At 72.2% G+C, this 22,453-nt stretch carries 19 protein-coding genes; 10 read left to right on the top strand and 9 right to left on the bottom strand.

Annotation, left to right across the window (positions count from 1 at the left end):
- Window positions 1–34 precede the first annotated feature (34 nt).
- On the top strand, window positions 35–892 hold the full coding sequence (locus OHA55_RS35265; RefSeq protein ID WP_266714384.1) for a polysaccharide deacetylase family protein: 858 nt from the start codon (window positions 35–37) through the stop codon (window positions 890–892).
- A gap of 72 nt (window positions 893–964) precedes the next feature.
- Here the strand turns inward: OHA55_RS35265 and OHA55_RS35260 are convergent, their stop codons facing one another.
- Window positions 965–1,624: a class F sortase gene (locus tag OHA55_RS35260; RefSeq protein WP_266714382.1), complete on the bottom strand. Its 660-nt coding sequence runs from the start codon at window positions 1,622–1,624 to the stop codon at window positions 965–967.
- Between the two features lie 369 nt (window positions 1,625–1,993).
- Between OHA55_RS35260 and OHA55_RS35255 the strand changes: the two genes are divergently transcribed.
- Entirely contained in the window at window positions 1,994–2,614 is a 621-nt protein-coding gene (locus OHA55_RS35255; protein WP_266714380.1) for a hypothetical protein, read from the top strand.
- A gap of 111 nt (window positions 2,615–2,725) precedes the next feature.
- Here OHA55_RS35255 and OHA55_RS35250 read toward each other — a convergent pair whose 3' ends face one another.
- Window positions 2,726–3,340, bottom strand: a complete 615-nt coding sequence (locus tag OHA55_RS35250) for a hypothetical protein (RefSeq protein WP_266714378.1) — start codon at window positions 3,338–3,340, stop codon at window positions 2,726–2,728.
- Window positions 3,341–3,532: 192 nt separating this feature from the next.
- Window positions 3,533–4,297, bottom strand: coding sequence for a DUF4239 domain-containing protein (locus OHA55_RS35245; RefSeq protein WP_266714376.1), 765 nt, complete (start codon window positions 4,295–4,297; stop codon window positions 3,533–3,535).
- A gap of 1,302 nt (window positions 4,298–5,599) precedes the next feature.
- On the opposite strand from OHA55_RS35245, the gene OHA55_RS35240 reads away from it, so the two are divergent.
- Window positions 5,600–6,418, top strand: a complete 819-nt coding sequence (locus OHA55_RS35240; RefSeq protein ID WP_266714374.1) for an SAM-dependent methyltransferase — start codon at window positions 5,600–5,602, stop codon at window positions 6,416–6,418.
- Window positions 6,415–8,589, top strand: coding sequence for a bifunctional diguanylate cyclase/phosphodiesterase (locus OHA55_RS35235; protein ID WP_266714372.1), 2,175 nt, complete (start codon window positions 6,415–6,417; stop codon window positions 8,587–8,589). The genes OHA55_RS35240 and OHA55_RS35235 overlap by 4 nt, the downstream gene beginning before the upstream one ends.
- Before the next feature lie 49 nt (window positions 8,590–8,638).
- On the opposite strand, the gene OHA55_RS35230 is transcribed toward OHA55_RS35235, so the two are convergent.
- Window positions 8,639–9,547 (bottom strand): LysR family transcriptional regulator, encoded by a 909-nt coding sequence (locus tag OHA55_RS35230; RefSeq protein ID WP_266714370.1) that lies wholly within the window; start codon window positions 9,545–9,547, stop codon window positions 8,639–8,641.
- Between the two features lie 96 nt (window positions 9,548–9,643).
- Here OHA55_RS35230 and OHA55_RS35225 point away from each other — a divergent pair, with 96 nt between their 5' ends.
- Genes OHA55_RS35225 through OHA55_RS35215 form a run of 3 tightly spaced genes read left to right on the top strand, consistent with a single transcriptional unit; the run spans window position 9,644 to window position 13,045 of the window.
- Window positions 9,644–10,351, top strand: coding sequence for a succinate dehydrogenase (locus tag OHA55_RS35225; protein WP_266714369.1), 708 nt, complete (start codon window positions 9,644–9,646; stop codon window positions 10,349–10,351).
- Window position 10,352: 1 nt separating this feature from the next.
- Window positions 10,353–12,302 carry a fumarate reductase/succinate dehydrogenase flavoprotein subunit gene (locus OHA55_RS35220; protein WP_266714368.1) on the top strand — a complete coding sequence of 650 codons (1,950 nt, stop codon included), beginning with the start codon at window positions 10,353–10,355 and terminating at the stop codon, window positions 12,300–12,302.
- Window positions 12,299–13,045: a succinate dehydrogenase/fumarate reductase iron-sulfur subunit gene (locus OHA55_RS35215; RefSeq protein WP_266714367.1), complete on the top strand. Its 747-nt coding sequence runs from the start codon at window positions 12,299–12,301 to the stop codon at window positions 13,043–13,045. Before OHA55_RS35220 ends, OHA55_RS35215 begins: the two co-directional genes overlap by 4 nt.
- Window positions 13,046–13,160: 115 nt before the next feature.
- On the opposite strand, the gene OHA55_RS35210 is transcribed toward OHA55_RS35215, so the two are convergent.
- Window positions 13,161–15,584 carry an excinuclease ABC subunit UvrA gene (locus OHA55_RS35210; RefSeq protein ID WP_266714365.1) on the bottom strand — a complete coding sequence of 808 codons (2,424 nt, stop codon included), beginning with the start codon at window positions 15,582–15,584 and terminating at the stop codon, window positions 13,161–13,163.
- 170 nt (window positions 15,585–15,754) lie between these two features.
- Here OHA55_RS35210 and OHA55_RS35205 point away from each other — a divergent pair, with 170 nt between their 5' ends.
- Window positions 15,755–16,285 (top strand): hypothetical protein, encoded by a 531-nt coding sequence (locus tag OHA55_RS35205; protein ID WP_266714363.1) that lies wholly within the window; start codon window positions 15,755–15,757, stop codon window positions 16,283–16,285.
- Window positions 16,282–16,548, top strand: a complete 267-nt coding sequence (locus OHA55_RS35200; RefSeq protein ID WP_266714361.1) for a DUF4235 domain-containing protein — start codon at window positions 16,282–16,284, stop codon at window positions 16,546–16,548. Before OHA55_RS35205 ends, OHA55_RS35200 begins: the two co-directional genes overlap by 4 nt.
- A gap of 119 nt (window positions 16,549–16,667) precedes the next feature.
- On the opposite strand, the gene OHA55_RS35195 is transcribed toward OHA55_RS35200, so the two are convergent.
- The 3 genes from OHA55_RS35195 to OHA55_RS35185 are packed head-to-tail and all read right to left on the bottom strand — an operon-like array spanning window position 16,668 to window position 20,134.
- On the bottom strand, window positions 16,668–17,441 hold the full coding sequence (locus OHA55_RS35195) for a phosphatase PAP2 family protein (protein ID WP_266714359.1): 774 nt from the start codon (window positions 17,439–17,441) through the stop codon (window positions 16,668–16,670).
- Entirely contained in the window at window positions 17,442–18,395 is a 954-nt protein-coding gene (locus tag OHA55_RS35190; protein WP_266714357.1) for a YihY/virulence factor BrkB family protein, read from the bottom strand.
- A complete protein-coding gene (locus OHA55_RS35185; protein WP_266714355.1) occupies window positions 18,395–20,134 on the bottom strand; it encodes a diacylglycerol kinase family protein in 1,740 nt (579 codons plus the stop codon). Before OHA55_RS35185 ends, OHA55_RS35190 begins: the two co-directional genes overlap by 1 nt.
- Window positions 20,135–20,441: 307 nt before the next feature.
- Here OHA55_RS35185 and OHA55_RS35180 point away from each other — a divergent pair, with 307 nt between their 5' ends.
- The gene (locus tag OHA55_RS35180) at window positions 20,442–20,930 is read left to right on the top strand and encodes a hypothetical protein (protein ID WP_266714353.1); all 489 of its coding nucleotides are present in this window, start codon (window positions 20,442–20,444) and stop codon (window positions 20,928–20,930) included.
- Here the strand turns inward: OHA55_RS35180 and OHA55_RS35175 are convergent.
- On the bottom strand, window positions 20,854–22,209 hold the full coding sequence (locus OHA55_RS35175) for a hypothetical protein (protein WP_266714351.1): 1,356 nt from the start codon (window positions 22,207–22,209) through the stop codon (window positions 20,854–20,856). The genes OHA55_RS35180 and OHA55_RS35175 overlap by 77 nt on opposite strands.
- Between the last annotated feature and the right edge of the window lie 244 nt (window positions 22,210–22,453).

The following is a 22,453-nucleotide window of genomic DNA, read 5'->3' as shown; positions in this document are numbered from 1 at the left end:
TCCGACAAAAGGATCTTCGTGCGAGCAGTTGGTCATGAAGTATGAAAAGAAGCCACCCGGGCGCCGAGCGCTGCTGAAAATCGCTGCCGGACTCGGCGCGGTGGCTGCCGCGCACCTGATCGCGGCGGAACCGGCCGCGGCGCCCACCACCGGACCGCAAGCCGGCCCGCGGACCCCGGTGGCGGCCGGTCCGCCCGCCGCGGCTCCCCGCAGACCCGCCGGCTACCGGCTCCAGCCCATGGTCGGCCAGGCGGCGGAGGCCGCTCCCAGGCGGCGGCCGGCACGGCCGCCCGTACGCACCAGGCCCTTCGAGGAGCTGCCGGACCTCGGGCACGCGATGGTGCTCACCTTCGACGACGGCCCCGATCCGGTCTACACGCCACAGATCCTGGCCACCCTCCGCCGACACCAGGTGCACGCCATGTTCTTCCTCTGTGGAGAGATGGCGAACGACAACCAGGATCTCGTGCGTGCCATCGCCGAGGACGGCCATGTGATCGGCAACCACACCTGGACGCACCCCCTGATGACCGGCCTGACCCGGGCTGAGGCGAGGGACGAGATCGAGCGGACCAGCGAGGTGATCCGGCGGACGGCCGGGGACGCGCCGCTCTGGTTCCGGGCTCCGTACGGGGCGTGGAACCGCAACGTCTTCGAGATCGGCGCGGAGCTGAACATGGAGCCGATGGCCTGGACGGTGGACACCCTGGACTGGGAGACGCCCGGCACCGACTCGATCATCACCCGGGTGCTGGACGGGGCGGCCCCGGGCGTGGTCGTGCTCTCCCACGACGCCGGCGGCAACCGCTCGCAGACCGTCGAAGCGCTGCCCCAGTACCTGCCCCGCCTGATCGACCAGGGATACCGGCTCACGGTGCCGTACCGCACCTGAACGCAGCGCCCGACGCGCGCGGGCCGGGCGGAGTCGCTTCCGCCCGGCGGGTCCGCGGCCGGCGGCCCGTGGTCAGCGGGTCTCGGACAGGCGCGCGAAGACGACCACGTTGCCGTCGTATCCACCGGCCTTCGAATAGCCGCCGCCGCAGGTGATCACCCGGAGCTCGGCGTAGCCGGTGTCCCCGTACACCCGGGGGCCGGGGAAGTCGGCCTTGGAGAAGACCTCCACGCCGTAGATCTCGAAGACCGCCACCCTGCCGTCGTAGCGGGTCACTTCCACGTGTTCGCCCTTGGTGAGGGAGCCCAGTCCATAGAAGACGGCGGGCCCGGACATGTTGTCCACGTGGCCGACGACCACCGACGTGCCCCGCTGTCCCGGGGAGATGCCGTTCTGGTACCAGCCCGCCAGATTCTTGTCGTGCGGGTCGGGCGCCGCGATCCAGCCGTCCTGGTCGAGGCCCACGTCCACGATCGGGGCGTCCACCTTGATCGCGGGGATCGAGACGCGGGCGGCGGGGGCGTACGGAAGCATCTGCACCGGCTCCGCCTCCACAGGGGCGCTCTCGACGCCCCGCGTGCCGTCGACGCGGGCGGCGGACACGGGCTGCGGCGGCCCGTCCGGCACATCGACGCCGTTCCTCATCATGGCGATCCCGGTGAGCATGACCAGGGCGACGGCCCCCCAGGGAGTGTGCCTGGTCCGCCGGACCTTCCAGTTGTCCCGGCCCATGGTTCTCCCTTTCGTCGCCGCGCTCGCCACGCTCGGCACGTTAAGGGCGCGAGGGCACGACGGCGATCGGAGCGGCGCGAACGGGTGGCGCGCCCTCCTCGTCTGTCGGTGCCTGTCCCTGCCCGCCCCTGTCGGTGCCTGTCGGTGCCTGTCGGTGCCTGTCGGAGTAACGGCCGGATAAAAAATCTGACGGTTCATGACCTGCGGCTCCGTCAGGTGGCGCCACACGTCGTTCGGCGTGTCGCCGTACCGGGAGCCGCGGTGCCGACATGCGACCCGGCGCGGTTCTGGTGAGGGTTCGTCATGGGACGCGTTCGATCGATCCCGGAGGAGAGGCTTCCGGGGCGCGTCCCGCTGGAGGTTCACACGATGCGTGCTACACGCGCTCTCGCGGTCACCGCGACGGCATTCGCGGCGGTGGGACTCGCCCCCACGCTGGCCGTCGCCGGCGGTGGTCCGACCCCGTCCGGCCCGGTGAACGTCACGGTCAACCCCCGCGCGGTCCACCAGGGCGCCACGCTGCAGATCAGCGCTCAGGGCTGCAACCGCGGCGGCCGGGTGTGGTCGAACGCGTTCCCGACGGTTGAGCTCTCCGCGGGCCGCACCGGGTACGCCACCGCGCGCATCCGCTACGACACCACCCCCGGGCACTACAACCTGTCCGTGCGGTGCAACAACAGCATCAACGGCAGTAACAGCAATGGCAATAACAACAACGGCAACGGCAACAACGGCAACGGCAACAACAACGACGGCAACGACTTCGGCAACGGCAACGGCAACGGCAACGGCAACGGCAACGGCAACGACGCCGTGGCGACGGCGCGGTTCACCGTGCTCGACGGCCGGGGAGCCCAGGGCGGCCTCGGCGGCTCCATGGGACCCGGTTCCACGGAGACGCGGATCGGCGGCGCGCTGGTGGCGGCCGCGGCCGTCGGCGGTGCCGTCTTCATCGTCCGCCGGCGTCGGACGAGCAATGCGGCCGTCTAGGGGGCCGTCCCTGCTGCCCGGCCCGATATGCCCGTCGCCCCGGGTCCTTCGTCAAGGACCCGGGGCGACCGACGTTCGCGGTGCGCGCGGTGTCCGGCGGGCCGGCGCCGTTCAGTGCCGGCCGGCGCCGCGACGGCGCGCGAAGAGGACGGTGGAGCCGACGGCCACCAGGACGAGCGCCGCACCCGCCGCGAGTTCTCCGCGGTCGAGCGAACCGATGCTTCCGCCGAGGCCGCCCTGGACGCCCGCGGGGGCGGGCGCGGACGACGTGGGGCCGGCCGTCGCGAGAGCCGTGGCGGTGCCGATCACCGGAGTGACGGGGGCGACGGGGGCGACGGCGGTGGCGGGAGCGGTGGTGGACGCGCTCGTGGTGGCGCCGCCCGTCACGGTGAGGCTCACGTTCCTCGCGTCGCCGCTGGAGCCGCATCTGAACGTCACCGCGTAGATGGCACCCCGCTGGGCGTCCCGGTCCACCGTGGCGACGGCAGTGGTGCTTCCGCTGGAGATGAGAGCGGTGTCGAAGACTCCCGAGGTGACGGTCGCCCCGCCCGAGCACCCCCCGCTGCCCAGCGTGACCTGGCCGCCGGGTGAGATGACCGAGGGGGTGACGGTGGGGGTGAACGGCGAGGTGCTCCCCCCGTCCTGCGCGGCGTGGGCGGCGGGGGACGCGAGGAGGAGAACGGTGGCGCCGGACAGGGCAAGGGGTGCGACACGTATCGCGCGCATGTGAGCCTCCGGGGACCGAGGCGTATCCGCGGAACCGGTTTCCGCGACGCGTGAAGCATGAGGGAATACACCTCGATGTCCGACACGCTAGGAGCACCCCACATATCCCGCGATCGGAGTAAGGCGAATGGGGCAGGGCTGTCCTCCCTCCCGGGCGGCTCGCGGCCCGGGAGGGAGGACAGCCCGGGCACCTCAGCCCCCCGCGTGCGGGAAGAGGTCGAGGAAGGGTGCGGCTGTCGCGGAGATGCCCCGTCCGAAGGGGGCGTCGAAGTCCCAGATCAGGAAGAGGAGAAACGCGATCAGCACGCTGAAGAGGCCCGCGAGAAGCAGTTCGCGGAAGGTTCTGCGGATCTGCAGCGTGAAGATCAGTCCCACGGTCACCAGGGCCCCGATGATGAGGCCGAACCACACCACCCCCGGCATCGTGGCTCCGGCGTTCTGCCCGCGCGCGCTGCGCGCGTCGTCGGCCGCCGCGACCTGGTCCACGAGAGGCTGGTAGGCCTGGCCCTCGTGGTCGTTCCGCGGGACGTAGTTCGTGACGTCCGCGCGGATCGTGTCGATGAGCCGGGTGCCGTGCTCGGTGAGGGAGCCGTGGTCCTCCATGTACCGCCATTCGTCGTTCACCACGTACGAGACGTAGGTGTCGACGTCCGAGCGGATGCGTTCGCGGACCTCCGCCGGATAGACGGACGAGCGCGCGTGGACCTCGTGCAGGGCCTGGGCCTCCAGGCGCACCGACTCCTGGGCGGAGCTGCGGCCCTCCCAGACGCCCGCGATGGCGAGACCGAGCACGATGGCGTACACCACGCCGATCATCATCGTCATGTACTCGATGACGTCGGGCGTTTCGGAGGGGTCGTCGTCCTCGCCCACGCGGCGGTTGTTGAGGACGGCGATGGTGAGTACGACGGCACAGACCGATGCCATAGCGATGGAGAGGGCGATCCATTCCGACAAGGTGTCCTCCGTCGGGTCAGCGGGACGAGCGAGGCCGGAGCACCGCGACGGCGAACACCGCGGGAGCCGTGATCATCAGGGAGAGCGTCACCAACGAGGTTCCGCTGTCGTGGACTTGGCGATGGGGCCGGCGGTAGGCCGGCAGTGCGACGACATGGGGCGTGGGGCGTGCGGAGGGGGTGGGCGAGGGGGTCGGTGACGGGCTCGGGGTCCGGGGGCGCGGCGGGGCCGGCGCGGGGGGCGGAGGCGTGGGCCGGGGCGCGGGGGGCGGAAGGGCGCGTGGCGACGGCAGCCGGGGCTTCGGGGGTGGCGGCGGGGGTTCGGGGGTCGGGGAGGGCTCCGGCGTCGGAGACGGCGGAGGCGGAGGAGTGGGGGACGGTGGAGGGGGCGAGGGCTCGGGCGACGGAGCGGGCGGCGGCGTGGGAGGAGGCGTGCATACGCCGCTCCCCGCCACGGCGACCGCGGTTATTCCGCCGTCCTGCCCGATGACGACGACCGCGCAGGCGTCCGCGATCGCCGGGGCGGGCGCGGTCATCAGCCAGAGGAGTGCGGTGGCCGCGGTGAGCCGTCCGATACGTGATCCGTGCACGAACCGGATCATGGTCCTCCTCGGCGCGATGCGTACGACGCACTCGGGTGATTCGCCTGATGGTGGGACAATCGGCGATTTTCCTGTATCGAAGGGTGGGAGCGTGCTCTGTCGTCGCCGGGTTGTCTCCGCGGGCAGGCGCTCGGCCCGGACCGCGCGGACTGTTTTCGGTGAGCGGTCATTGACCGACCGTGAGCGTCGACTTCCCTTTCCGGGAGGTTCGTTCGCCCCGGCACGGTGGCGGAGATCGTCGGCGAACCCGCCCCGTCAGGCGTACCGGCCATTCGGTGTGGCCTGAATTGCCGCGCGGTGGTCGGTGTTCGCCGGACCTCGGTTACCGGGGGGTCGGTATCCGGTGCGTGGCGGGCAACTCGCCTTTGGATAAAGGTGGGTGATGTCACGAAGGGAGTGGCGGATGCCCCCGGGGGAGCGTGTGTGGCGATATGTGATATAGGGGTCCTGGCTATGCCCGGTGCAACACCGTTGGTTCGTTGGCCAGTTCCGGATAGTCTCTCGTCGGCCCGGCGGGAACTCCCGTCGCTCCGCGTTCACCTGCGGATACGTACGGTGGTCACACCTGTCACCAGGGTGTGACCAATAACGGACCGCGAATTTCCGTTTCCACTCGCTCTCTTGGCGGTCGGTCAGTAGCCTCTGCTCAACACTGACCATGAACATGGCCGGATCGTCGTGGCGACTTGTTGGAGACATCGATGGAGCGTCCCGCCTGGGCACCGCAAGGCATAGACATATCGGTGCCGAGCGTGTCCCGCATGTACGACTTCTATCTGGGCGGCTCGCACAATTTCGAGGTGGACCGGGAAGCGGCTCGCAGGGCGATGGAGTTCCTGCCGGGTCTCCCCAAGATCATGCAGGCCAATCGCGCGTTCATGCGCAGGGCGGTGCGCTACGCGGTGGCCGCGGGCGTGACCCAGTTCCTGGACATCGGCTCGGGCATACCGACCTTCGGCAACGTCCACGAGATCGCCCACGCGGCCGATCCCGCCGCGCGCATCGCCTACGTCGACCACGACCCGGTCGCGGTGGCGCACAGCCGTGCGGTTCTCGACGGTGACAGCCGCACCACCGTGGTCGCCGCCGACCTGCGCCGTCCGCAGGAGATCCTGAAGAACGCGGAGATCGGCGAACTGCTCGATCTGGAAAGGCCGGTGGCCCTCCTCCTGGTGGCCGTGCTCCACTTCGTGGAGGACGCGGACGATCCGTACGCCGCAGTCGCCGAGCTGCGCGAGGCGCTCGCCCCGGGCAGTCTGCTCGTGGTCACCCACGCCGCGTACGAGGGCATCCCGCTCACCCGGGAGGAGGCGGGCGGTGCCGTGGGCGTGTACAGCAGCATCCGCAACCCGCTCATCATGCGCTCGCCCGCCGAGGTGGCCCGCTTCTTCGAGGGGTTCGAACTCGTGGACCCGGGGCTGGTGCCGATGCCCGACTGGCGGCCCGACCCCGGTACGGCCGGTGAGCCCGAAGATCCCTTCGCCTTCTCGGGGTACGCCGGTGTGGGGCGCAAGGCGTGACCATCCCCGCCCAGAAGTCCGGAGCGTCCGACGAGGAACCGGACGGCCCCGAGGACCGGCTCCGGCGCTTCGCCACGATCTGGAGCCGGGCCATCTTCCCGTCGACGGCCACCTCGCTGACGCGGCCCGAGTTCGAACAGCATCTGCTGCCCCTGGCACGCGAGCTGAACGAGACCCTGCACGCCCGCCCGTTCGACGCGGCGCCCGCCCAGCAGGTGGGCGCGGCGCTCGTCGCCGCGCACTGCACCGACCCCGACGCCCTCACCGCCACCCTCGGCGTCATCGACTCGTACCTGGTGCTCTACTGCGGCGGCAACGGCCCCGCCGAGCTCTCGACCGAGGACAGCCGGGCCCGCAGCGCGCGCATCCAGCACGCGCTGGCCGGGGGGTACAGCCACGCGCTGCGCGAGCGGACCCTGGGTGAGCAGGAGGCCATCGCCCGTTCCGCGCTGACCGCCCGCTCGCACGCCGAGCAGGTGCTGCACGAGACGCAGGCGCGCTTCCAGGCGGTCTTCGCGGAGGCCGCGATCGGTATCGCCATCGCCGACCTCGACGGCAACGTGCTGGAGCTCAACGACACCCTCACCCGGATGTTCGGCGGTCTCGACAGCCACGTCCGCAGCCGCAAGCTGACGGACTGGGCCCACCCGGAGGACACTCCGCACGTCTGGCGGTACTACCACGAGCTCGTCCGCGGCGAACGCGACCATTACCGCGTCGAGAAGCCCTACTTCCGCAACGACGGTACGGTCCTGTGGACCAACCTCACGGTGTCGCTGCTGCGCGACTCCGAGGGGCGCCCGGAGTACCAGCTCGCGCTCATGGAGGACACCACCGAGCGCAGGCTGCTGAACCTGAGGCTGCGTTACGAGGCCACCCACGACGCGCTCACCGGGCTGCCCAACCGGACCCTCTTCTTCGAACGGCTGGAGAAGGCGGTGGCGGCCAAGGGCGGCACCCGCTTCGGACTCTGCTACCTCGACCTCGACGGGTTCAAGGCCATCAACGACAGCCTCGGCCACGCGGCGGGCGACCGACTGCTCGTCGAGGTCGCCGACCGGCTGCAGAGCTGCGCGACGGCGCAGGGGGAGATGGTGGCCCGCCTCGGCGGCGACGAGTTCGTGGCGCTGACCACCGGCCCGAACACCGCCCGGGAGGTGGGCGACCTCGCCTGCCGCATCCTGGGCGTGCTCTCCACCCCCATCCGGATCGAGGGCCGGGAGCTGACGGTACGCGGCTCCATCGGGGTCGTGGAGGGCCCCTCCGGCATCCGCAGCGCCGCCGAGGTGCTGCGCAGCGCGGACATCACGATGTACCGCGCCAAATCGGCCGGCGGCAACCGCTTCGAGCACGCCGACGAGGAGGCCGACGCCCGGGCCATCACCCGGCACGGGCTCACCACCGCGCTCCCGGCGGCCCTGGAGCGGGGTGAGTTCTTCATCGAGTACCAGCCGCTGGTGCACCTCGGCGACGGCAGCGTGCACGGTGCGGAGGCCCTCGTGCGCTGGTTGCACCCGCAGCACGGCATCCTCGGACCGGACCAGTTCATCCCCCTCGCGGAGCACACCGGCCTCATCGTGCCGCTGGGCCGCTGGGTGCTGGAGGAGTCCGTCCGCCAGGCCCACCACTGGCAGGAGCGGCACACCGACGGCGGCCCGCTGCGGATCAACGTCAATCTCTCGCCCACCCAGCTCCACCACCCCCGGCTCGTCGCCGAGACCGTCGACGTGCTGGAACGTTCCGGCCTCGAGCCCGGAGCGCTCTGCCTGGAGCTCACCGAGTCCGCGCTGATCGGAGCCGACGACGGGCTGCTCAAACCGCTGCGCCAGCTCGCGGAGATGGGCGTCGACATCGCGCTCGACGACTTCGGCACCGGCTACTCCAACCTCGCCAACCTGCGCCGCCTTCCGGTCAGCGTGCTCAAGCTCGACCGGTCGTTCACCCGGGGCATGCAGCGGCACCCGGCGGACCCGGTCGACATGAAGATCGTGGAGGGGATCGTCACCCTGGCGCACAGCCTGGACCTGGCGGTGACGGTGGAGGGCGTGGAGACGGCGGCCCAGGCCGATCAGCTGCGGGAGCTGGGCTGCGACACGGCCCAGGGGTGGTACTACGCCCGCCCCGGAGCCCCGGACCGCATCCACTCGCTGGTGCTGGCCGACGCGGTGTGAGCCGGGGCGGGGTGGGGCCCCGGCACCCACCCCGCCCGGTACGAACGGATCAGACATCGCCGAGGAGGCTGCCCGGGTCCGCCTCCAGCAGCATCCGCTGGAGCTCCCGGGCCGCGCGGGGCGGTGCCACGTCCGTGCGGTGGGCCAGCGCGATGGTCCGACGCAGTCCGGGCGGGGCCAGCGGCGTCATCCGCAGGCCCTGGCCGGCCCGGCCCGCCACCATGCGCGGCACCACGGCCATGCCGAGCCCCGCCCGTACGAAGCCGAGCACCGCGTCCATCTCGCCGCCCTGCACCGTGAACGTGGGCTCGAAGCCCTCCGCCCGGCAGGCGGCGACGGTGAGCTCGCGCAGGTCGTAGCCGTGGCGGAACATCACCAGCGGTACGCCCTGGAGATCGGCGATGCGTACGGACTTGCCCCGGCCCGGCGCGGGCCCGTCGGCGGCCGACACCACGACCAGGTCCTCGTGCAGCAGCTCCACCGTGGTCAACGCCGGTGAACCGGCAGGCAGGGGGAGCACCAGCAGGGCGATGTCGAGTGCCCCGCGCGCCAGTTGGCGTACGAGGTCGTGGGAACCGCCTTCCTCCAGAAGCAGTTCGATCCCCGGATGCCGGTCGTGGTACGCGCGCAGTACGTCGGGCAGCAGGCCCGTACAGATGCTCGGGGTGGCGCCCAGACGGATGCGCCCGCGTCGCAGCAGTACCAGCTCCTGCACCTCGCGGCGTGCGGTCTCCGCGTCGGCGAGGATGCGGCGGGCCAGTGGGAGCAGGGCCTCGCCCGCGTCGGTCAGCGCGATGTTGCCCCGGGCCCGGCTGAAGAGTTCCGCGCCCAGCTCCTTCTCCAGGGCCCGGATCTGCTGGGACAGCGAGGGCTGAGAGACGTGCACCGCCTCGGCGGCCCGGGTGAAGTGCCGAGTCTCGGCGACGGCCACGAAATAGGAGAGCTGCTGGAAGTGCATAAAGGCAGGTTAAACCCGTCGCATAGGCCATGCCTATGGAGATGAGCGTGGTCATCTCTTGGACCGATGGGGACCTCCGGCCCTACCTTCGTGTCCATGGCATTGGCAACGCGGGCGGAACGACGGCCGTCCATGACGCGCACGCTCTGGGACTCGACCGTCGGCAAGAAAACGATCATGGCAGTGAGCGGCCTGATCATGCTGGGCTACCTGGTCGTACACATGCTGGGCAACCTGAAGATCTTCTTCGGGCCCGGCGAGTTCAACCACTACGCCCACTGGCTGCGTACCCTGGGCGAGCCCTTCCTCCACCACGAGTGGGCGCTCTGGATCGTCCGGCTGGTGCTCGTCGCCGCCGTGGTGCTGCACGCCGTATCCGCGTACCAGCTCAGCCGGCGCGACCTCAGGGCGCGCCCCGTCGGCTACGTCCACAAGAGGGCCCGGGCGAGCTATGCCACCCGGACCATGCGCTGGGGCGGCATCATCCTCGCGCTCTTCATCGTCTGGCACATCCTCGACCTCACCACCGGCACCGTGCACAGCGGAGGGTTCCAGGCCGGGCACCCCTACCAGAACGTCGTCGACACCTTCTCCACCTGGTACGGCGACGTCATCTACATCGTCGCGGTGCTGGCCGTCGGCCTCCACGTCCAGCACGGATTCTGGAGCGCCGCGCAGACCCTCGGAGTCGGCAGCGCCACCCGCGACCGGGTCCTGAAAACCCTGGCCAACGTGATCGCGGTGGTGCTCACCGCGGGATTCGTGTCCGTACCCGTTGCCGTCATGACCGGAGTCGTGAGCTGACATGAGCGACTACACGCAGTACCGCACGGGCGAGCCCCTCGCCGACACCAAGGCCCCCGAAGGCCCCGTCGCCGAACGCTGGGACACCCGCCGCTTCGAGGCCAAGCTCGTCAACCCGGCCAACCGCCGCAAGCACACGGTCATCGTCGTCGGCACCGGCCTGGCCGGCGGCTCGGCCGGTGCCACCCTCGCCGAACAGGGCTACCACGTCGTCCAGTTCTGCTTCCAGGACTCCCCGCGCCGCGCCCACTCGGTCGCCGCGCAGGGCGGCATCAACGCCGCGAAGAACTACCGCAACGACGGCGACTCCGTACACCGGCTCTTCTACGACACCGTCAAGGGCGGCGACTTCCGCGCCCGCGAGTCCAACGTGCACCGGCTCGCGCAGATCTCCGTCGAGATCATCGACCAGTGCGTCGCGCAGGGCGTCCCCTTCGCCCGCGAGTACGGCGGCCTCCTCGACAACCGCTCCTTCGGCGGGGTCCAGGTCTCCCGCACCTTCTACGCCCGGGGCCAGACCGGACAGCAACTCCTCCTCGGCGCCTACCAGGCGCTCTCCCGGCAGATCGCCGCGGGCAACGTCGAACTCCATCCGCGCACCGAGATGCTCGACCTGATCGTGGTCGACGGACGGGCCCGCGGCATCGTCGCCCGCGACCTGGTCACCGGGCGGATCGACACCTACTTCGCCGACGCGGTCGTACTGGCCAGCGGCGGCTACGGCAACGTCTTCTACCTCTCGACCAACGCGATGAACTCCAACGCCACCGCCGTCTGGCGGGCCCACCGGCGCGGTGCCCACTTCGCGAACCCCTGCTTCACCCAGATCCACCCCACCTGCATCCCGCGCACCGGCGACCACCAGTCCAAACTCACCCTGATGAGCGAGTCGCTCCGCAACGACGGCCGGATCTGGGTCCCCAAGGCCAAGGGCGACGACCGCCCGGCCAACGAGATCCCCGAGGACGAGCGCGACTACTACCTGGAGCGGATCTACCCCGCCTTCGGCAACCTCGTCCCGCGCGACATCGCCTCACGCGCCGCCAAGAACGTCTGCGACGAAGGCCGCGGCGTCGGCCCCGGCGGCCAGGGCGTCTACCTCGACTTCGCCGACGCCATCGCCCGGATGGGCCGCGCCAAGGTCGAGGAGAAGTACGGCAACCTCTTCGACATGTACGCCCGGATCACCGCCGAGGACCCGTACGAGACCCCCATGCGGATCTACCCCGCCGTGCACTACACGATGGGCGGCCTCTGGGTCGACTACGACCTGCAGACCACGATCCCCGGGCTCTTCGCGATCGGCGAGGCCAACTTCTCCGACCACGGCGCCAACCGCCTCGGCGCCTCCGCACTGATGCAGGGCCTCGCCGACGGCTACTTCGTCCTGCCGTCCACCATCAACGACTACCTCGCCCGCAACCCGCACACCGACCCGGTCGGCGCGGACCACCCGGTGGTCGTGGAGACGGTCGCCGAGACCGAGGACCGGCTCAACCTGCTGCTCTCCATCGACGGCGACCGCACCCCCGACTCCTTCCACCGCGAGATCGGCGAACTCATGTGGGAGTTCTGCGGAATGGCCCGCACGGAGGAAGGGCTGCGCACGGCCCTCGCGCGCATCCCCCTGATCCGCGAGGAGTTCTGGCGCCGCGTCAAGGTCCCCGGCACCGGCGAGCAGTTCAACCAGTCGCTGGAGCGGGCCAACCGGATCGTCGACTACCTGGAGCTCGCCGAGCTGATGTGCCTCGACGCCCTCCACCGCGCCGAGTCCTGCGGCGGCCACTTCCGCGAGGAGTCGCAGACCCCGGACGGTGAGGCCGCCCGCCGCGACGAGGAGTTCTCCTACGCCGCCGCGTGGGAGTTCACCGCCACCGGCGAGGCCCCCGTCCTGCACAAGGAAGACCTCGTGTTCGAACACGTACACCCCACCCAGCGGAGCTACGCATGAAGCTCACCCTGCGCGTCTGGCGCCAGCGAGACGCCGAGGCGCCCGGCGCCATGGCCACCTACGAAGTCGACGGCATCTCGCAGGACATGTCGTTCCTCGAAATGCTCGACACCCTCAACGAGGAACTGACCCTCGCGGGCGACGAACCGGTCGCCTTCGACCACGACTGCCGCGAGGGCATCTGCGGCGCGTGCAGTCTCGTCATCAACGGAGACGCGCACGGCCCCGAGCGCACCACCACCTGCCAACTCCACATGCGGTCCTTCGACGACGGCGACACCATCGACATCGAGCCCTGGCGCGCCTCCGCGTTCCCGGTCATCAAGGACCTGGTGGTCGACCGCTCGGCCTTCGACCGCATCATCCAGTCCGGCGGTTACATCTCCGCCCCCACCGGTACGGCCCCCGACGCGCACGCCACCCCCGTGCCCAAGCCGGACGCCGACTTCGCCTTCGAGCACGCCGAGTGCATCGGCTGCGGCGCCTGCGTCGCCGCCTGCCCCAACGGTTCGGCGATGCTCTTCACTTCGGCGAAGATCAACCACCTCAACGTGCTGCCGCAGGGCGCGCCCGAGAGGGAGACCCGGGTGCTCGACATGGTCGCCACCATGGACGAGGAGGGCTTCGGCGGCTGCACCCTGACCGGCGAATGCGCCACCGCCTGCCCGAAGGGGATCCCCCTCCCCTCGATCGCCGCGATGAACAAGGAGTGGCTGCGCGCCACCCGCAAGGTACGGCGCTGACGACCCGTCGTCGGGCGACACCGACCGTCCCGCCGCCGCACCGTGGGCAGCGGCGGGACCCACCGGGAGGGGGTGCGGCCCCCTCCCGGCTTCTCCGGTCGCCGGGTCGTCCGTCTCACTCCGTACGCAGCGCCCGGGCGAGGAACGGGGCCGTGCGGCTGCCCGCCGCCCGCGCGACCTCGGCCGGGGCGCCCGCCGCGACGATCCGCCCGCCCTCCTCGCCACCGCCGGGACCCATGTCGATCACATGGTCCGCACCCGCCACCACCGCCATGTCGTGCTCCACGACCACCACCGTGCCACCCGCGTCCACCAGCCCGTGGAGCTGGCGCATCAGCACCTCCACATCGGCCGGGTGCAGCCCCGTGGTCGGCTCGTCCAACACGTACAGGGTGTGGCCCCGCCGGGACCGCTGGAGCTCCGCCGCCAGCTTGATCCGCTGCGCTTCGCCGCCCGACAGCTCCGTGGCGGGCTGCCCGAGGCGCAGATAGCCGAGCCCCACCTCGTTCAGGGTGCGCAGGCTCCGCTCGGCGGCCGGCACCCCGGCGAAGAACCCGGCCGCCGCCTCCACCGTCAGGTCCAGCACCCCGGCGACGGAGAGCCCGCGCAGGGTGACCTCCAGCGTCGGAGGGTTGTAGCGCGCCCCGTGGCAGTCGGGGCAGGGCGCGTACGTGCTGGGCAGGAAGAGCAGCTCCACCGAGACGAACCCCTCGCCCTGGCAGGTCTCGCACCGCCCGCCGGCCACGTTGAACGAGAACCGCCCCGCCCGGTAGCCGCGCTCCCGCGCGGTGTCCGTCTCCGCGAACAGCTTGCGCACGACGTCGAACAGGCCCGTGTACGTGGCCAGGTTGGAGCGCGGGGTCCGGCCGATGGGCCTCTGATCCACCTGCACGAGCCGGTCCACAGCCTCCAGCCCCCGCGCGGACACGCAGTCGCGGACGGCGGGCGCGTCCGGCAAGTCCGCCACCGGCGAGGCCTGGCGGTCGGCGAGCACCCCGGCCAGCACCTGCCCGACCAGCGTCGACTTGCCCGAACCCGAGACACCCGTGACGGCGGTGAAGACCCCGAGCGGGAACGTCACGTCGACGCCCCGCACGTTGTGGCGCCGGACCCCTTCGAGACGCAGTTCGCCCGAGGGGGTGCGCGGCGGACGGGCGGAGGGCGCCGCCCCGCCGAAGAGGAAGCGCCGGGTCGCCGACTCCGCCACCTCCGCGAGACCGGCCGGCGGACCGCTGTGCAGCACCCGGCCGCCGTGCTCCCCGGCGAGCGGCCCCACGTCCACCAGCCAGTCCGCCTGCCGCACCACGTCCAGCTGGTGCTCCACCACGAAGACCGTGTTCCCGGCCTCCTTCAGCCTGCCGAGCACCGCGAGCAGGGACGCGGTGTCGGCCGGGTGCAGACCCGCCGACGGCTCGTCCAGCACGTACACCACCCCGAAAAGCCCGGACCGCAACTGCGTCGCCAGCCGCAGCCGTTGGAGCTCGCCCGAGGAGAGCGTCGGCGCCGTCCGGTCGAGACTGAGATAGCCGAGACCCAGCTCGGTGACCGTGCCGATACGGGCCAGCAGATCCGTGGTCATCACCCGGGCCGTGGCGTCCCCGCCCCGGGCGCGCAGCACCTCGGACAGACCCGCCAGCGGCAGCGCGGCCAACTCCGCGACGGTGTGCCCGACGAAGGTCACCGCCAGCGCCTCCGGCCGCAGCCGCGCACCCCCGCAGACCGGACAGGGAACACTCGTCAGGAACCGCTCCGCCCGCGCCCGCAGCGTCCGGCTCCGGGAGTCCGCGAACGTGTGCATCACATAGCGGCGCGCGCTCATGTACGTTCCCTGGTAGGGGCGTTGGATGCGGCCCGCGTCGCGTACCGGATGGACCGTCACCACCGGCTGCTCGTCGGTGAAGAGAATCCACTCCCGCTCCGCCGCCGGGAGTTCACGCCAGGGACGGTCGACGTCGTGGCCGAGGGCGTGGAGCACGTCCCGCAGGTTCTTGCCCTGCCATGCCCCCGGCCAGGCCGCGATCGCCCCCTCGCGGATCGACAACGAGGCGTCCGGGACGAGCAGTTCCTCCGAGGTCCGGTGGATCCGGCCGAGCCCGTGGCACTCGGGGCAGGCGCCCGCGGCGGTGTTGGGCGAGAACGCGTCGGAGTCCAGGCGCTCGGCACCCTCCGGATAGTCGCCGGCCCGGGAGAACAGCATCCGCAGCGAGTTGGAGAGCGTGGTCACCGTCCCCACCGAGGAGCGCTCGCCCGCCGAGGAACGCCGCTGCTCCAGCGAGACCGCCGGCGGCAGCCCGGTGATCTCACCGACCGCCGGGGCGCCGACCTGGTGGATCAGTCGGCGGGCGTACGGGGCCACCGATTCGAAGTACCTTCGCTGCGCCTCCGCGTAGATCGTGCCGAACGCCAGCGACGACTTGCCGGACCCGGACACCCCGGTGAACACGGTCAGCGTGTCGCGGGGGATGTCCACGTCGACGTTCCGGAGGTTGTGCTCACGGGCGCCGCGCACCCGGACGTAACGATCGTGGGGGGTGGTCATCGGTGCGGACTCCGAACGGCGGGGACAAATCGTTGCATTCTAAGCACTCTCCTCTCCGAGGCATCGGGCGCCCGCCTCGGGGCACGCGGGGAGCATGCCGATGATCCGTGGCCGGCGAGGGCGGAAACCCGCCCGGGACCGGCCATCGACGCGAAGGAGAGTGCAGAGCGATGACGGATGACCAGACCCCCCGCGAGGCCGCTTCCGCACCGACGCCGGAGGACCTGCGCACGCAGGCGCGGGCCGCACGCGACGAACTCGGCCGCACGGTGGAGCAACGTGCGGCGACAGCGGACGAAACCGCCCTCGCCAAGGCCGGCGAGCTGACCTCCCAGGCTCGGGAGAAGGCGACGGACGCGACGGAGGGCGGCCGCCGCAAGGCCGCCGAGACAAAGGCGCAGGCGGCCCAGAAGGCCGGTGAGATGCGGGCACAGGCCGCCCGGAAGGCAGCCGAGGTGCGGACACGGGCTCGTGAGAAGACCCCGGACGAGGTGCTGGAGAAGGCTTCGCAGGCCCAGCACGCGGTCGGCGGGGCCGCGCACTCCCTGGCGGACACGTTCCAGGAGCACACCCCGGAGTCGGTGCGCAGGGGCGCCGACCGCGTCGCCCACGCCGCGCGCGGCAAGGAGGGCCTGTTGGTCGCCGGCGGAGTGGCGGCGGTCGCGATGGTGGCGATCGCGCGTCACCGGCGGCGCGGATGAAGACCTCTGCCGTCGTCTACAAGCCCATCGGCCTCGCGGCAGGCATGGCGGGCGGACTCGTGGCGGGGGCGCTGTTCCGTCAGGTGTGGAAGGTGGCCGCCCGCCAGGGCGACGCCCCCAGCCCCACGGACCGTGATCGCGGCTGGCCGGAAATCCTTGCCGCGGCGGCCCTGCAAGGGGCGATCTTCTCCACTGTCCGGGCCGCGATCGGGCGGGGCGGGGCCATCACCGTACGACGCGTGACGGGGACCTGGCCCGACTGAGGGTGGCAGTCCCCGGGCCGCCCCTCGCGCCGGACGGTCCCGGGCCCGCGACCCCGAGAAGCCCGCCACCGGAAGACGAACCGGTGGCGGGCTTCTCGGGGCCGGGTGGCAGGGCGGCGTCAGGCTTCCTGGCGCTCCGGTTCGGCGCCGGTCAGTTCCGGCTCCAGGCCCTCGCCGAGCTCGGTCCGGCGGCGTCCCACGTCGGTGCGCCAGGCCTCGAAGGCCCAGCCGGTGAGCGCTACCACCGCGGCCCCGAGCAGCCAGCCGCCGACGACGTCGCTGAACCAGTGGACGCCGAGCGCGACCCGGGTGAACCCCACCCCGAGCACCGACAGGACCGCGACGCCCCAGCACACCGGACGCCAGGCGCGCGGCACCATCGGCAGCAGCACCAGCAGCAGGACCGCGCAGGAGGTCGTCGCGGTCATCGCGTGCCCCGAGGGGAACGAGAAGCCCGGAGCATGCGCCACCGGGTCCTCCAGGGACGGCCTCGCGCGCTCCACCACGGACTTGACGAGCATGCCGGTCAGCGCCCCGGCGACAGCCGTGACCGCCGACCAGCAGGCGAGGCGCCAGGCACGCTTCCACAGCAGCCAGAGCGTCAGCACCGCCACCAGCGAACGCAGCACCGCCGGGTCCCACACCCAGTCGGAGAGGATGCGCAGGGTGTCCGTCCACGCGGGGTGTTCGAGGGCGGTCCGGTGCAGTCGCATGGCCGCCGACGCGTCGAGCCGCCGCAGCGGTTGCCAGTGTCCCTCCACGAGAACGAGTACCAGGGCGAAGGGCACCGCGGCCACGGCGGCGACCGCGGCCGCCCCGAGCAGCCGGGCGCCGAATCTCCGGTCCGCGCGGCGGCTGTCGCGGAGGCGGCGGGCGGTGGTGCGTACCGGCATTCAGGCTCCCGGGTCTGCTTGGATCGGGCCGGGCCGTCGTGCCCGCACGGCTTCGAGCTGTGCGGCGAAGGACAGCCCGAGGAAGAGGGCGATCGAGGTCAGGTAGGCCCACAGCAGCAGCGACATGAAGGCGCTGAGGGGACCGTAGACGGTGTCGAAGGACCCGCTGAACGCGAGGTACTTGCTGAGCAGCCAGGTCAGCGCGGTCCACAGCACCAGATAGACGGCTGCCCCGAACGCCAGCCAGGTGTAACCGGGTTGCTTGCGCCGGGGCGCCCGGCGGAATATCGCGCTGGCGGAGATCAGCGCGAGCAGCAGCCCCAGCGGCCACCGCAGCAGGTCCCAGGCGGTCCGGGCGCCGTCGCCGAGGTGATAGACGGAGGTGGCCGCGGTCACGAGGTCGCCGCCGGCCACCATCAGCAGGGAACCGAGGCCGAGCGGGATGCCCGCGCTGAGGGACATGACGAGCCCGCGCAGGTACTTCTTGTGGAAGACCCGGTCGCGTTCCACGCCGTAGATCCGGTTCGCGCCCCGCTCGACCTGGCACATCGCGGTGGTGGTGTTGACCATCGAGAAGGCGAGTCCGAACCAGAGGGCCAGACGGGCCCCGATGCCCGTCTGACGGCGGCTCTGGTCCAGCGCCTCGTCCACCACGTCGGCGCTGGGGCCGGCGCTGATCCGGTGGATCGTCAGTTCGGCGAGCTTGCCGATGTTCTCGGTGTGCATCTCGGCGGAGAGCCCGACGAACGCGATGACCAGCGGTATCACCGCGAGCACCGTCTGCAGGGCGAGGGCGCGTGAGTGGCTGAATCCGTCGGAGTAGCGGAAGCGTACGAAGGAGTCGCGGACGAGCGCCCACCCGCCGTACCGGCGCAGGGTCGCCAGCGCCTCGTCGGCGGAGAGTTCGTCGCCCGTCATGTCACGGGTCTGCGGAACCCGGGTCGCCGTACCCATCACGCGCCCCCGGCGGGGACGAGTACGGTCAGCGCCCCGGGCACGACCTCGGCGGTGAGCCGGAGACCGGCGCCCACCGGGTCGCCGTCCATCTCCCGGGGCTGCGGCGACGCGAAGCGCAACTCGGCCCGGCGGAAGGTGAGGAACTCGACGGGGCCGCCGTCCCGGGCGCCCGCGCGGCCCGTGGCCGAGGACGGGCGCAGCAGTACCCCGAGGGCGCGCAGCCAGCCGGCCGGGCCGCGCGGATCGTAGAGGGCGAGGTCGAGCAGCCCGTCGTCCGGCCGGGCGGCGGGTACGAGGGCGGCGCCGCCCTGCACGGTACCGATGTTGGCGAGGAGCACCATCCGGACGCTCCGGTGCAGGACCGGCCCGCCGTCCAGGGAGACCGTCAGCCGGGTCCGGGGCGAGCGCAGCTCCCGCAGCCCCGCCAGCACGTAAGCGGGCCAGCCCACCGCGGACTTGGCCCGGGAGGAGGTGTGCTCCAGCATCGCCGCGTCCAGGCCCGCCCCCGACATGGCGGTGAAGTGGGTCGCCGGGAAGCCGTCTCCCTCCAGCCTGCCCAGGTCGAGCCGTTGCCGGGTGCCGGTCAGGGCCGTGTGCAGGGCCTTGGCGGGGTCGAGCGGCAGGCCGAGGTGGCGGGCGAGCAGATTGCCGGTGCCGCAGGGGACCACCGCCAGCGCGACGCCCGTACCCGCCAGGGCGTCGGCCACCGTACGGACGGTGCCGTCGCCGCCGCAGACCACGACCAGACCGGCGCCCTCCCGCACGGCCTGCGCCGCCTGCCCGGCGCCCGGATCGTCCGCCGTCGTCTCCGCGAACACCGGTTCCCCGCGCCCGTGCTGGGCCAGGACGAGCCGCAGGCTGTCCCGGACCGCGGGACCGGTGACCGTGGGGTTGACGATGACGACGGTGTGCCCGGTGGCCCGCCGGTCGGGCCGCTCGGTACGGGACTCGGCCGCGGCCACGGCGACATCGGTCGCGGCGGCGGGCACGGGGGCCGCCGCGTAGTCGTCCGCGAGGACGGCCCGGCCCACGACCAGCAGGGAGAGCCCGCCGTTCAGCAGGCCGCCCAGCACATCGGTGGGATGGTGCATGCCCCGGTAGAGCCGGGCCACCCCGACCAGCAGCGGGATCAGCAGCAGCACGGCGCCCAGGACCCTCCGCCAGGGGCCGCGTACCCGGGAGAGCACCAGCACGGCGAGCCCGCCGTAGAGCGCGGTGGCCGCCCCGGTGTGTCCGGAGGTGTAGCTGGAGGTCGGTGGTGAGGCGTCCAGGCGCTCCACGTCCGGGCGGGTCCGGTCGACGGACTCCGTGATGACGAGGAAGACCAGCGCCTGGAGGGACACGGCGGTCGCGAGGAAGACGGTCTCCCGCCACCTGGGCAACCGGGGGACGAGGACCAGCCCCACGCAGACCAGCAGGGTGATGCCGACCACCGTCGAGGTGTTGCCCGCGCCGGAGCCGACGAACGAGGCGGAGGTGAGCGCGTGCGTACGTATGCGCTCGAAGCCCTCGTTCACCTCGTCCTCGACGGTCAGCGGCCACCAGTCCCGCGCCGGGCCGGTGATCAGCAGACCGAGGCCCGTCAGCAGTCCCGCCTGGCAGACCGTCAGCGCGCCGACGCGTACGGCGGCACGGCCGGCGCCGCTGGTCAGGGCGGGGGAGCGGCCGGGACGGGTTACGCCCGTTCGCGCCTCTTCGTCGACTCCGGCCCGTCTCGCCGGCAGGGCAGTCGGCATGGAACCCCCACGTGTCCGTCTCGTGCTCTCGGATCCGGGCGGCGAGTGCGGCCCGGCCCTCGGCGTATGCCCTCGAAACGGGGCGACAGGCCTCGGCTCCGCGCGGCGGAAGGCTCCGGGCGGTGTGTCCGGTCATGGGCGTCGGGCGGGCGTGCCGCCCCTCGCAGCGTCGTCGGCCCCGTGCACGTCCCGTGAGCGGACCCCGTGCACATCCGGTGACGCGGGTGGACCTCCGCCTTGCGACGTACCGCACCGGACGCCGCCCGCCGCTCGACGCGCAGGGTCGGACACGGCCTACTGTGGACGGATGACCGACGACGCCAGGCCTCTCGCCGTATTCGACCTCGACGGCACGCTCTCGGACAGCGCCCACCGGCAGCACTTCCTCGAAGGCGCCCGCAAGGACTGGTCCGCGTTCTTCGCCGCCGCCGTCGACGACCCGCCGCTCGCCGAGGGGATCAGCCTCGCCGTGCGGAGCGCCGACGAATGCGAGGTCGTCTACCTGACCGGGCGCCCGGAGCGCTGCCGCAAGGACACCCTCGGCTGGATCTCCCTGCACGGGCTCCCCGAAGGGCCGCTGCACATGCGGCGCAACGACGATCGCCGCCCCGCCCGCCGCACCAAACTGGAGGTGCTGAAGCGGCTGGGCCGGGCGCGCGGGATCCGGATGTTCGTGGACGACGACGAGTTGGTCTGCGACGACGCCGAGGCGGCTGGTTTCACCGTGGTGCGGGCCCGCTGGGCCGAGTCGTCCCAGGCGTTGAAGGACGCCCAGGAGCGTCAGGGGCGTACGTGAGAGCATGCCGGGTGGCGAGTGCCGCCGCGAGGAGGGCCTCGTCGCGTGCCATCTCCGCGTCCTGGGTGGAGTCGTTCACCGGGATGCGGGTGCGCCGGTCGATCAGGGCGGTCACCGACGGCAGCGCGGGCCGCGCCGCATCGCCCATCACGGCGAGCGCGGCGAGATACTCCTCACCGCAGATGTAGTCGTCCAGCAGCGGTGTCATGATGCCCAGCAGCCGGGACACGGCCGACGGCCCCGCGTGGCGCAGCCACAGCGGGGCACAGGCCGCCTGCGTGCGCCCCGGCCACCGGAACGTGAGGTTGTAGAGCTGCGCCGCCTGCCGGAAGGAGAGCGGACCGGCGTCCAGCAGGGCGCCGAAGATCTCCGGAGCGGCGGAGAGCCGGCCCACCCCCACCGGGAGCGCCGCGAGCGCCTCGGCGGCCGACTCGGCGGTGTACGACTTCCGCTCGCCGCGGCAGAACTTCACCCGGGGCGGGAACCCGCGCGCCGACAGCAGGGCGCCGTGCCTGCGCCGGGCCGTCTCCGAGAGCGAAGCCGTGGTCAGGGCTCGCGAGAACGCCGGGGAGAGGGGTTCCGCGCCGTGCCGGGCCAGTGACGGCACCAGTTCGACCGGTGCCGCCCGCCAGGCGTGGCAGGCGGCTTGCGCGAGATCGGCGCCGACGTCCCGGGTCCCCGGATCGGCCAGGAGGCGTTCGACGAGGACGTACGCGTGCCGCTCGCGTCCCAGCCTCCTCAGCACCGAGCCCCACAAGGTGCCCAGGTCGGGCAGGTCCGGGGCCGCTTCCCGTACGTCCGCCGACAGTGCGGCGTCCAGGGGCGGCCATTCCTCCTCGGGCGCCCTCCGCAGGGTCTCCAGAAGGGCCAGGAAGCGGACGGACGGCTGGGGGTCGGTGCGCCTGGCGGCCACGGAACCCCGGAGCGCGCGGGCGAGGGCGGTGCGGACCTCGGGGGCGATCGGCAGGCCGGCCGAGCCGTCCAGAGCGCCGAGTGCCAGGTCGGGGCGTCCGGCACGGACGAGGAGCGGGGCCGCCACCAGCCGTACGGCTGCGGCGGGGTCGGCGAGGCCGTACAGGGCAGCCGCCGCGGCTTCGGGCCAGGGTTCGCCGCCGCTGAGGCTGTCGAGGAGATCCAGCGCCGTGCGCCGTACAGCCGGGTCCTCGGCGCGAGCGAGCCGCAGCAGCCGTCCGGCCTCCGGTCCTGCCCGGTCCGCGGCCACCGCGGTGAAGAGCGCGGTACGGGACGGGTGGGCCGCGATCGCGGCGGTGCCGGTCATGACCGCTTCGTCGAGCCACCTCATCGAGCGGGGCGGTGGCCGCCCTTCCGTGCGGGAGAGAACATCATGCGTCGGATCGTCGCAGACGGCGCACCGGGGTGGGGCGTATTTCCGGAACGGACCGGACGAGGGTGCGGGACTGCCTCGTCGTCGCGCGCGGTCTTGTCGAACGCGCCTTGTCGGGGCGGGGCGTTTCGCCTTGCGGCGTGCCGTGCCGTGCAGTGCCGTGCCGTGCCGTCTTGGA

The organism is Streptomyces sp. NBC_00102 (genome assembly GCF_026343115.1).
Classification (GTDB): domain Bacteria; phylum Actinomycetota; class Actinomycetes; order Streptomycetales; family Streptomycetaceae; genus Streptomyces.
The sequence above is the reverse complement of the archived record's forward strand: the minus strand, read 5'-3'. Positions and strand labels throughout refer to the sequence as shown.